Raw genomic sequence first — 12,887 nt, 5'->3', positions numbered from 1 at the left:
TAAATATTATAACATATTTAAGGGGACCTAAATCACATTTGACAACTCACCTTTGTGTTTTATAATAATCATTTTCATTTCTTTGATAAATCTAGGTACTCGAGTTTCGGAGGGTGATGTCATAATCAAATGCGTTTTAGCTCTTGTAACAGCAACAAACATCAACCGTCTTTCTTCTTCAATAACTCGTCTAGATGTATTCGGTCCATCTTCAATACCCATAATGAAAACAATCTTGAACTCTAGACCTTTCGCCTGGTGAATCGACATACAAGCAATGTCATTATAATAGCCCTCAGACAGTAAGGTTTTTATATCATTCGACATATAATGGTTTCTAACTAAAATAACCATATCTGTTAGAGCCATTTTTTGATGTAGAAATTCGCGAATTTTTGATAGTACAAAAAGGGCTTCTTTCTTAGTATTACTAAACTGATGATACTCAACCAATCCAAGATGCTTTTGATGAGGTACTAAGTCTTTTTTAACCCTTTTAGTGTTATGTGCAATGAGCTTGTTCGCAACCTCTAAAACCGATTTAGTACATCTGTAACAATCCACCAAGGTATAGGTATGACACTTGAATAGCTTAATGAGAATTCGAACTTGATTGGGTATCGATCCTCGAAAGCCATAAATCGATTGGTCGGGATCACCTACAAAAAAGAGATGTGTATCTTCATTTACCATAAGGTTCAAAATTTCAACCTGAATTTTTGACATATCTTGGGCTTCATCTACAAAGATGTATTTATACTGGTTTTGAATGGTCTTCTGGTGGTTTATATCCTTGAGGTAGCTTAGGTAATCAATCTCTAAATCAGGGTAGTCAAATAGGTTATTTTCATCTAAAATCATTTGATAACCTGTTTTTGGCTTGGTTGACACATTCATGATTTTGAATTCTTGTTTTTTGACTAATATTTGGGTGAGCGTAGGTTGATCAAAATCCATAAATAAGTCAGATTGATGATTAACGAGTTGTTTTGAAAAAGTAGTACTAAGTGTTGAAAATGCCAACCCATGAAATGTCTTTATTACGGGATTATCAGCACACTGATTAAACTTCATTTTTATGTCGCTGATTGTTCTTCTCGTAAATGAGATGAATAAAATCGAACACGAATCGACTTTATTCTCGATTAACTGGTTAATACGATTGAATATGACTGTAGTCTTACCTGTATCCGCACCAGAAACGACAAATACACGTTTGTGTTGTGTAATAACAGCTTCGCTTTGATTATTATTTAACATGAATAAATCACCCTAAATAATGTATACAATTATTATATATTTATTACTTTAATTTTACTTTTATGTTATTAGATCGATGAAACTTCTTACATTAATTGCAAATCGATTATCATATCGATAATAGGTGATCTCTTCTTCGGTTAATAGTTAGTTGAATAGGATTATTTGGTTCAAAAAGACCTTAAAAAAATAGGTATTGCAGAACACAACAATCGACCCTTAAAGGTCAATTCTAAGTTATAGGCTGTAAATGGCTTGGTTGACACATTCATTAATTTCAAATGTCTATTTTAGGGCGTTTTCAACAGTATGGTAGACCATCCTAAACGCTTAGTAGTTCACAATACTCGTCTTCAATACTCTGCTAAAAACGTTGTAAATATTTTAACTAGAGTCTAATTTTTAATGGCTCTATGTTGCGATTTAACAGCGTTCTCGTATAAATATATTTTTGAAATTTTCTTCATCCAATTCTATAAGACCTTTAAAATTTAGATGTTTTGTACTATTTCGGACTGAAATAGGGTGGTTTCGTACCCTTGTTCTATAGTTCACTTTAGTTGAGTAAAAAAAGAGACCCCTCAAGGTCTCTAGTTTGATCATTTTATCACGTGTTATTTTAAATATGAATAATTATTCTAATTTTCAGATTTTATCTTCTTTAACGCTTGATGTCCTGTTGTGAATAATTTAATACCAAATTCGATAGAAAATGCTACACGGGTGATCTCATCGTTTTTCATCACGACAACACCCTTACCATATTTTTCATGTAAAACGGAGTCGCCAACATGGATATCATCTTGGACAACTTCTGGTGCAACTTCTTGTTCAACAACAAGACGTTTTTCTTTGTTCTTCTCTAAGTCCATATCCTCGATAAATCGGGATGGCGAGTTGTATTGAGTTTGCCCATAACGGAACCTTTGTTTAGCATGAGAAAGAATTAGCCTTTCTTTTGCGCGAGTGACACCGACATAAGCAACTCGTCTCTCTTCCTCGATTTCTGTAAATGAACCACTTATATCACTTGGAAATACAGTTTCTTCCATTGCAACCATAAATACTGCCTTAAACTCTAATCCTTTAACTTGGTGGATAGTCGCTACCTTCACAGTATTCTTATCATCTTCTAAATCAAGGTCTGTTTTAAGGGCCATATCATCCAGAATCTGTTCGATTTTTTCTAGGTTTGTACCTTTATAATCGACTGCTCCATTATAGAAAATGGACTTCAATTCTTGAATATTATCGTAACGGTCTTTACCTTCATTACCTTCTAGTCTAAGCATTTCTTCATAGCCTGTGAGTTGTAAAGCAAGATCAACTACTTGAGTTAAATCGTATATTTGTGTGATTTCGTCTCTTAAGACTTGAATGATTTTTTTGAAAGATTGTAGAGCTTCTCTTGTTTGTCCACCAATGTTGATACGATCAATCGCTTCATACATTGAAATGTGGTGAATGGCTGCGTAGGCTTCTAATTTAGAAATCGTGGTTTGACCGATTTTTCTTCTTGGTGTATTGATGATACGCTTTAAAGAAATGTTATCATGTTCAAACAAAGCGAGTCTAATATAGGAAAGCATATCTTTAATTTCTTTTCTTGAAAAGAAGGAAATCCCACCGTAAATGATATACGGAATGTTGTATCTTAAGAATGCTTCTTCAAAGATTCTTCCGATTGCGTTTGAGCGGTATAATACTGCAATATCTTTAAACTGATAACCACCATGAACTAAGATTTCTATAGCTCTCGCAACAAAATAAGCTTCATCCTTATCGGATTCACGCACTTCTTTAATCACAAGTGGTCCATCACCCAAATCGGATTTCAACAGTTTATCGGTTTTACGATTTCGATTGTTCGAAATTAAGTTGTTTGCTGCCGTTAGAATGTGCATCGATGAACGATAGTTTTGATCTAAGACAATAATTTGAGGTTTGAAGTCGCGTAAAAAGAATGTGTAGTTTTCATAATTCGCGCCTCTAAAACCATAAATACTTTGATCTGGGTCACCAACGATGAAGACATTTTTATATTTACTTCCAAGCAATAGAATCAATTCATATTGAATGATATTGGTATCTTGGAACTCATCCACGAGGATATACTTGTAACGCTCTTGAAACATATCTAAAACCGCTTTATTCTCTTTTAGAATCTTAAGTGTGTAATTCAACAAATCGTCAAAATCCATCGAATTATTGACTTTTAAATACTCATTATACTTGATGAAGACTTTTTCTTCCTCGTATTCTAATGAATCATATTGACCATTTTTCACTTTGGAGAAATAATCCTTTAATCGATTTGAATTATATCGGTTAGGATCTAGATTTAACTCTTTAACTGTGTCACGAATCACTTGTTTCGCGTCATCTTCATCTAAGATGAGGTAGTGTCTGGTATAGGTATCGCCTAAGTGTTCAATCTCATCTCTCAAAAAGCGCGCACAAAAACTGTGGAATGTAGATATCATCGGTGCGAAACCCTGAGGCCCGATTAGGTCAACGACGCGTTCTTTCATTTCACGTGCGGCTTTATTCGTAAATGTCACAGCGAGTATACTTGAAGGGAATATGTTATTGTCAATCATATTCGCGATTCGATAAGTTAGGGTTCTGGTTTTCCCAGACCCCGCCCCAGCGATGACTGCTACAGCCCCTTCAAGCGCTTTGACAGCTTGGATTTGATGATCGTTTAATCCTTTTAACTGCATATTTAACTCCTTAAAGTGAAAAGGGGATTTAACCCCTTTTTATTTTTGGAATGAACTCTTTAATTCAACAATGCGATTGAGTTGTACATCGTTTGTGTTCGATAGTTTATCAAATGTGAAGTAGCCCACACGCATCAATTGGAATGACTTGGTTGGCAGTGCTTCTGAGAACGCAGCTTCAATAAATCCATGTTTCTTTATCCAGGATTCCGGATTTAAGCGTTCCATAAATGGGGTGTCCCCATCGAATACTAGTGGTCCAAATAGGTTGAATTGTGCTTTGATTGCGTTATGTGCAGATACAAAGTGAATGGTTCCATTTGGTTTTCTTTGATCAAATCCACTACCTGATTTGGTTTCAGGGTCGTAGGTTGCGAGAATTTCTGTAATGTTTCCAAAAGCGTCTTTAATAACATCTGTACATTTGATGAAGTAAGCATGGAATAGTCTAACCTCAACATCTTTAGCCAAACGTTTCCAGTTTTTATTTGGTTTTTCTTCTATAAAGTCTTCTCTTTCGATGTATAAATCTCTGCCAAAGAATACGGTTTTATTACCTAGTTCAGGACGGTTCACATCGAATGGTACCGATAAAGTTTCGAATTGGCCTTCTGGATAGTTAGTGATGGTCACTTTAAGCGGATCCACCACACCCATCATCTTAACCGTATTCACTGATAAGTCATCTCTTAAGAAGGACTCAAGCATTTCTGTAGAAACGGTTGTGTTAATTCTAGATAACCCTGTACCTAAAATGAAGTTACGAATGGCTTCAGGGGTATAACCTCTTCTTCTCATCCCAGAGAGGGTAGGCATTCGTGGGTCGTCCCAACCAATGACTTTCTTCTCATCAACAAGTTGTTTTAAATAGCGTTTAGACATCACTGTGTTTTCAATCGATAAACGACCGAATTCGATTTGTCTAGGAACAAGTGGCATTTCGGTTTCACGTACTACCCAGTCATAAAGCGGTCTATGGTCTTCAAACTCTAAGCTACAAAGAGAATGGGTAATTCCTTCAATCGCGTCTTCGAGTGGATGGGCATAGTCATACATTGGGTAAATACACCATTGTTTGCCTGTATTGTGGTGTTCTGCATAACTGATACGGTATAAAACAGGGTCACGCATGTTCATATTCGGACTCGACATATCAATCTTCGCACGAAGTACAACTTCACCCTCTTTAAATTCGCCATTTTTCATCGCTTCAAAAAGTCTTAAGTTTTCTTCAATTGGACGATTACGGTTCTTAGATTCAACACCAGGTGTAGTTAAGTTACCTCTCGTTTTGGAGATTTCTTCTGCAGTTAAATCATCGACATAAGCTAAGCCTTTTTGAATGAGTAGTACTGCGCGTTTATACATCTCACCAAAGTAGTCAGATGCATAGTAAATATTAGATGGTGTGTAACCTAACCATTTGATATCTTCAATGATGGCGTTCACGTATTCTACATCTTCTTTACCAGGGTTGGTATCGTCAAATCTAAGATTGGTCTTACCGCCAAAGTTCTTCGCAAGCTCAAAGTTGTTGATAACTGCGCGGGCATGGCCAATATGTAAATAACCGTTTGGTTCCGGTGGGAAACGGGTAATAATATCGGTGTGTTTTTTCGATTCTAGGTCTTGAATCATGATGGTTTTAATAAAATTTGAATGGTTTTCCATAATATCACTTCCTAGCTTAATATTATATATTAAACAATACCCTCAAACAAGTTAAAAACAAAAAATACTTGATAGATACCATTTTCAGGATTGTTTTAATGCAAATGATGAAAAAAACCTACCTGTTTTGGAAAACTGGTAGGTTTTTGTTTGATTTATTTCTTGCTAAAAACTTTATATTTAATCATGATATAAATAGATACAGCTAACCATAGAACAACTGGAACAAAATTAGTTATACGGTCTGCACTTGGAATAATCGCTACTAAAGCTATAACGAATAATCCGACTGACAGTGCTTTATTATCATCTGCGATATCTTTAAGCTTTAGACCAAAATATAAGGTCGCTATAAAGATAAACATTCTGAATACAATGGTTAACCCTGCAATTTCCATGTCTGGGTTTGGTACATTTATTTTCTTGAATTCAAATAGGAAGAAGAATAGAAAATGAATGAATGCGCCTAAAATGATCAAATACGATTCTCTGTTTAATAATAATTCTTTTTTGATTTTTGTTATCATGTCCGATTATCCTTTCGTTGCGCCAGCAGTCATACCTTCGATGAGATACTTTTGGAACGCAATATACAGTATCGTAATCGGTACTGCAATGACGAGCGCCCCTGCTGCGAATAGAGTCGGTCTGTACAATGAGTTACCAGATTCTAGGAATCTGAATAAACCAATTGCGATGGTCCAGCCCTTAGATGCATTCGCACCTGTACCTCTTAAAATGTAGCTCGGTAGAATATAGTCTAGCCATGGTGCCATAAACTGTCCAACGGCGACAAATGTCAAAATCGGTAACGATAATGGCAGGATAATCTTAAAGAAAATTTGTAGTTTATTTGCGCCATCGATGGTTGCGGATTCATCCAAGTCTTTTGGAATGCCTTGTAAGTACCCCTTGATCAGCCATACGTTGAATGGAATCGCGCCTGCCGTATAAATAACTACCAATGCTAATGGTTTATTTAATAACCCGAATGTATCAAATAAAATGTACATCGCAACCAATCCTAAGAAGGTTGGGAACATTTGCATAATCATAATGGTCAATAAACCGAATTTTTTACCCTTAAATTTAAATCTAGAGAACACATAAGCCGCCCCAGTTATAAATAGGACACTGGCCACCATGTTCACGATTGCAATCACGATGGTGTTCTTAAACCATTCGATAAACCAAACCCTAGTCGGTTCAATTTGTCCAACTTTAAACCATTTTTGAGTCCATAAAATTTCAAAGTTTTTAAATGAGACTTCTTCTGGCCATAAACGATATGGAATTTCTGATGAGTTGGTTAAAGCAGTACCGATGATATAGATTACTGGTACCAATACCACAAACGCTAACATAATCATTTCGGCGTAAATCACACCACGGCCTAGTAACTCTTTGACTGAGTACTGTTTTCTTACAGTTTGTTCTAAGATATTACGCTTGGAAGGTACCAACAAATAATATCCTACAGATAACAATGGTATAAAGCCTAATAATCCTGCTATTATAGTGTTTTGTCCGCGATTATCTGCAATCGAATGCGTTACCGATTGATTCACAAACATGAGTACTAATAATACCAATACTGCAAACATCTTGAGTAAAACGATGTCACTGTTAATTTGTGTCAATGCCCAAATAAAGGTCAATACAAGCACTAAAAACTTAATTGTCATCAAGATGACTTCTTTGGTGTTTAAACGCTTTGAAATCAACCCTGGATTATTGAACTCTGAGGTCATTTTGCTTACTTGCATCGGTCCATAAACGGGTATAAACGCCTGTTTTGCAACCGTAATACGTTTGATTTTTTTAGAATCCGCGAATGTCATGGTCACGCTGAAGTTAATCATCATCGCGACTATTAAAATGCCGAATATATAAGGAAGTATTGTCATATTACATCATATCCTCCTCTTTAAACGATTTGGTTCTTAAGAAGTTCCATGCACTGATTGAACCAATTATTAAGAAAATCAATATTGAGAACACAGATGCCATGGAGTACCAACGAATATTATCATCCGTGGTTAGTTTATAAATCCATGAGATGAGGATATCCGTATAACCCGCATAGGCTCGTTGAGCATTACCGCCACCTGGACCACCACCAGTGATGAAATATATCATCCCGAAGTTGTTAAAGTTTCCGGCGAATGTCATGATGAGCAATGGGGATGTTTGATAAAGTACAAGCGGCATTGTAATCGACTTAAACTGGACTAATGGGGTCGCGCCGTCAATTTCCGATGCTTCATAAAGTTCTTTAGAAATATTGGTCATAACCCCACTCATGAGCGCCATGAAATATGGGAAACCCAACCAAATATTTAATACAATGATGAAAATTCTAACAAACCAAGGATTGACTTCGTTGCCTAACCAGTTGATCGATTGATCCCCTAGATAAATAATTCGATCCATGAATGTCGCTGTCGCAACCGTGAGTTCTGACATCGGACGACCCAAGCTACCAATTGATCTTAGGAAATCATTAATCCCAGCAGTTTCAAGGAATTTGTTGACAATCCCGTCACCGTGGAAAATAACCTTAAACATTAATTGGGAAACCAATGCAGGTACAGCCCAAGGTAAGATAAGAACTGCACGCCATGCTTTTCTGAATACGACGCGTTTGTTATTGATGATAACCGCTTGAATAAATCCACCAAAGAAACAGGTGAATGTAGCCCCTACAGCCCAAACCAATGTCCAAGAGAGGACTTTCCAGAAGACTTGACCAAATGGAATGGTCGAACCGCCAGCTATTGAAAATAAGGAAGTAAAGTTTTTGATGCCTACCCAGTCAACCAATTGTGCTGGTGGAATGTGTTGGTTATTGTAATTTGTAAAAGCAATTAAGAAGCTAAATAAGATTGGCATGACAGTGATATAAGTCAATAGTATAATCGCCGGAGTCAATACAATATACTCAAACGAGTTGTTATATAATTCTTTAAAATACTCTCTTTCAGAGATTTTTTTGCCACTTTGTCGTTCGACTGAAGTTCTATAAGCATCTTTAATATTCCAAACATATAAGAACACAAAGAACAATAAAGTAAGTGTAGAAATTAAACCTCTAAGTAATAGTTGTGTTGAGTTATGACCACTGATAACATAGTTAAAAGCAATTTTGCCATCTGGCATTAAAAAACTTACTTTTGAACTTGCTTCAATGGTTCTTTGTGGGGCTTCCCCTAAAGTTAGGATTGACCACAACCCTTTAAGGAAAAAGCCGCCTCTTTCATAGTAAAAATTGTCATATGTATTGTAAACATCAGCAAAATCTTCTGGAAATGCTTCGTAGTAAATTCTTAGTAATGTCTCATTCCAGTCATCACCGGTAATGGATATAAAGTTACTGCCTGGTTGAGTGGATTTAAGTGAGAAATAATCTTGAAGACCAGATAGAAATTTATCCTCTAGCATCTTATTTTTATACAATCTGTCGTAATTCACAAGTGTTCGATTTTCTAATCTAGTTGGATATAAACTCGGATATAACCGATCAAACTGTGCTTGCCATTCGACAGGATGTGTGACTTTGGTGGCTGTCGGATCGCCTAGTTGGATACGTAACGCGTCCGTTGCTTGCCCTTCAACATAGGTCAATGCTTCTCCTTCAGCAATCGTGGTTGCTTGTGCGAGTAGAGCATCCTTTTGAGCTTCATGAATACTGCGAATACGCTGTCCGACAAATGTCAATATTTTATCTGTATTCACACTATTATCTGATGTGTTAAATTTATGGTCTGATAAGAATGTTTGCCACTCTGTATCAGTAGGGTTAATATTATTAAACTGTAACCATCTTGGAAATTCTTGTGAAAAACTTTGATTTCCTGAGTTATCTCTAATTGCTTCACTGCCTAGATACTCACCGGCAATTTTAGATGCATATAAATCAAATGGTTTTGAATTAAAATAGTCGCCTGTAGATATTTCGATACCTAAAAACGAAACAAAGATCAGTAAAAAAATAGCCGCTTTTACAAACTGCTTATTGAATACCTGTCCTAATCCCCAAATGATTGATGAGGCAAATGCTTTCAAAAAATGCGGGAGTTTATTCATTTTCATAACGTGCTTGCTCCTTTATAAAAACTTTAAGAAAAGGCATAGTTAACCCATGGCTTTTCATCAGTTTTTGATTAATTAATTATTATTTGCCTAAACCAGCAAGGCCTTCATAGTTTGTCTTCGCTGCTGCAACTGCATCCGCAGGTGTCTTAGTACCGTTGAATACGTCTGCTAACATTGTAGCGTATGTGTTCCATACGAAGCCCATTTGAGGAATACTTGGCATTGGTTGTGAGAACGCTAATTGCGCACTGATACCAGCTAGATATTCGTCATCAGCAAGACCAGGAATATTCGAAATGTCTTTAAGTGCAGGTAACTTACCAGTTTCTTGGTACATGATAGTTAAGCCTTCTTCAGACGCTAAGAATTCTAATAATGCGAATGCGGCTGTAGGTACGTCTGTGTATGCACTGACTGCAGCTACTTGAACACCAGAGAATGTAACTGGGTCAACTTTAACGCCGTTAACAGTTAATTGTGGCACCTTCATGATCTTAAGATCGATTGTACCTAATTCAACTGCATCTGCAGATGCTGCAATACCCCAAGGACCAGATAGAATGAATGGCATGTTGCCTTCATCGAATGATTTCTTGATGTAATCGCCAGTTAATACTGAAGTATCTGGCATAATTCTAACACGGTTAGAACCATCTAATCTGGTAGCATATTCGTTATAAATAAAGTTTAATGCTTGTAGCATACCTGGGTCATCAACACCTAGTTTAGTAGGGTCGTTATGAGCAGGTCCGAATAATTCTACACCGAATGATGTGAAGAAGAAATGTGCGACATAATAGTCATCAATGTCAATACCAAATAGGTATTTAGATTGTTGTGGATTATTGTATGTTCTTGCTAATGCGAAGATATCATCTAGTGTGAAATTAGCAGGTAATTGACCACCGTCGATTAACGGTTGAACAAGCTTCATGTTAGCATATAATGCGATAGATTCAGCTTGTAGAGGCACACCATATAATTTACCACCATTTTCAACTGTAACGATTGTAGCATCTAACATATCATCTCTGAATTTGTTTGCTAATGTATCAGGAACAGCTTGAATGACTTCACTTTGTAATGCTAGACCAATGTGGTCATGTGGGAAGACGATAACGTCTGCGCCATCTTTACCTTGAAGTTCAAGTTTAGCTCTTGTATCAACAGAACCAACGGATTCAACTTCAAGAATGTAGTTAGGATATTTAGCTTCAAAAGCAGTTTTTAAAGCTGAACCGTAGCCTTCGCCATCGATCCAAAGGGTTACTTTTTCTTTTGGTGTTACGATATTGCCAACGTTGACAACTTGGCCACCAGTTGGTGTAACACATGGTTTTTCTTTATTGCCACAACCTGCTAATACAAAGATTGTAAACGAGGCAATGACAACAGTTAGCATCGCAGAAAGCGAGATATTTAATATTCTTTTCATATTGTTATGCCTCCTATAACACAAATTTCTTCACAGCAAATCCTGCAAGGACAAGCGGTGTTAATAAAATTGCTACCCACATAAATGCTGTTGCTTCTTCTTCAGCACATGGGTCATAAACTTCAACAGTAATGGTTTGTGTACCAACGTTACCTAATGAGTCTGTAACAGATAAAGTAACTGTGTAAGTACCAACTTTAGTTGTGTCAACAATACCAGAAGCTGTTACGAATGGAGTAACTACGCCATCGACATCATCATCTGCACTGTAAATACCCAATGCCCAAGTTGAACCAATTTGAATACGTTGTGTTGCACTATCAATTAATGTGAATGTAGGTGCTACTGTGTCATAAGCGACTTGTAGATCAGCACTTTGTGATTCATAATTAAAGGTTACTGTATAAGGTGCTTTAGCTGGAACTAATTTGTTTGCTTCAGCTAATACTAAGCTAAAGTTCTTAGTTGCGTTGACTGTTGAGTCATATAAAACGTCTGCAACCGGAATAACAACACCATCTTTATCCTTTAAAGTAATCCAAGATTTATTGAAATTAACTGTCTTAACGCCTTCTTCATCAACCAATACAGTCTTGATATCTTTATTAACTGTTAATTGAATTTGAGTTTGTGATGAAGCAACCGCTGTGCTGACTTTGAATGCATACGCTTCAGCCAAGAACACATTAACATCGCCACTTCTTAGTTGACCTTCACCTGCTAGATAGAATAATCTGCCATAACCTTGTGCTAAGAATTCATTGGTTATTGCGAAGACAATATTTTCTGGGTATTTCTTTTGCCATGAATCAGTTCTTAAAATGAAACCTAAGGTAGGATTAGTGAGTGTTTCACCTTTAGTAATTTGAATATAAGCAATCATGTGTTTACCAATAATGCCATTGTATTCGATGTTGACTTCGCCAGTAAATTGTACTGGGTTTTCAGGTGTAACGGTTAGTCCACCTTCGCCCCATGTCCAAATGTTCCAACCTTCGTATGAACCTGTTGGATCATAGTATACATAAGTCAATACGAAAATGTCGCTGTTAATTTGACCAGGTGTTGTAGTCGATTCAACTGCTAAACCTGCTGCAATTAACGCTTGATCCTTAGAAAGATAAGATAATGCTTGTCCTTGAACAAAGTAAACATTTAAAATTTTGTCAGAACTTGCTTTGAAAGCAGTGCGATCATAGAATACGTTTTGTCCATCGATGCCATCGTCAGCACTGTCTTTAGCGCCATCGCCCCATGCAGGCCATGAACCAATAGGTGCACCTTCGAATCCTCTACCAAATGGAATAAACCATCCTGTATCTCCCATAGTTGCTTTATCAACGTTTAATGTAACAGTTGCCCAGCCATCAGCATCAAAGCCAGTTGCAGGGATACCGTCTGAACTACCGCCATCACCATTACCCCAAGTCCAAACGCCGACACCATCGTAATCGCCCGCTAGTTTGTAGTAATGAATGACTACTTTTTCGCCTTCAGCAGCATTTACTTCAACAGCTCTATTAATCGAAAACAAGCCTGTAAACGCTACCAAAAGTAACAATAATACTTTTTTCATACTTTCCTCCTATTTTGTCTTTCAACCCTATTTTACACTATGTAAACGCTTTTGTCATGGGATTCTTTGTGTAACGCCTTTCATAATTGTTAGCGTTTACATCGCATGTGCGCATATGGTAAGATGT

8 protein-coding genes are annotated in these 12,887 nt (G+C 36.7%); all 8 read right to left on the bottom strand.

The features are described from left to right. Nucleotides 1-27 precede the first annotated feature (27 nt). Nucleotides 28-1,260 carry a UvrD-helicase domain-containing protein gene (locus tag N7603_RS06680; RefSeq protein WP_262096639.1) on the bottom strand — a complete coding sequence of 411 codons (1,233 nt, stop codon included), beginning with the start codon at nt 1,258-1,260 and terminating at the stop codon, nt 28-30. A 638-nt stretch (nt 1,261-1,898) separates the two neighbouring features. Next, nucleotides 1,899-3,983 (bottom strand): ATP-dependent helicase, encoded by a 2,085-nt coding sequence (locus tag N7603_RS06675; protein WP_262096638.1) that lies wholly within the window; start codon nt 3,981-3,983, stop codon nt 1,899-1,901. Between the two features lie 39 nt (nt 3,984-4,022). Then, nucleotides 4,023-5,654: a glutamine--tRNA ligase/YqeY domain fusion protein gene (locus N7603_RS06670; RefSeq protein WP_262096637.1), complete on the bottom strand. Its 1,632-nt coding sequence runs from the start codon at nt 5,652-5,654 to the stop codon at nt 4,023-4,025. Between the two features lie 155 nt (nt 5,655-5,809). Beyond that, on the bottom strand, nt 5,810-6,181 hold the full coding sequence (locus N7603_RS06665; protein WP_262096636.1) for a hypothetical protein: 372 nt from the start codon (nt 6,179-6,181) through the stop codon (nt 5,810-5,812). 6 nt (nt 6,182-6,187) lie between these two features. Beyond that, a complete protein-coding gene (locus N7603_RS06660; protein WP_262096635.1) occupies nt 6,188-7,561 on the bottom strand; it encodes a sugar ABC transporter permease in 1,374 nt (457 codons plus the stop codon). A 1-nt stretch (nt 7,562) separates the two neighbouring features. Then, nucleotides 7,563-9,740, bottom strand: coding sequence for a carbohydrate ABC transporter permease (locus tag N7603_RS06655; RefSeq protein WP_262096634.1), 2,178 nt, complete (start codon nt 9,738-9,740; stop codon nt 7,563-7,565). Nucleotides 9,741-9,828: 88 nt separating this feature from the next. Further along, nucleotides 9,829-11,184, bottom strand: a complete 1,356-nt coding sequence (locus tag N7603_RS06650; protein ID WP_262096633.1) for a sugar ABC transporter substrate-binding protein — start codon at nt 11,182-11,184, stop codon at nt 9,829-9,831. A gap of 13 nt (nt 11,185-11,197) precedes the next feature. Beyond that, nucleotides 11,198-12,760: an immunoglobulin-like domain-containing protein gene (locus N7603_RS06645; RefSeq protein WP_262096632.1), complete on the bottom strand. Its 1,563-nt coding sequence runs from the start codon at nt 12,758-12,760 to the stop codon at nt 11,198-11,200. Nucleotides 12,761-12,887 lie beyond the last annotated feature (127 nt).

Origin of the sequence: Paracholeplasma vituli (assembly GCF_025446935.1) — a bacterium.
In the GTDB taxonomy this organism is placed as follows: Bacteria; Bacillota_I; Bacilli_A; order Acholeplasmatales; family UBA5453; genus Paracholeplasma; species Paracholeplasma vituli.
This window is presented reverse-complemented; position numbering and strand designations above follow the sequence as displayed.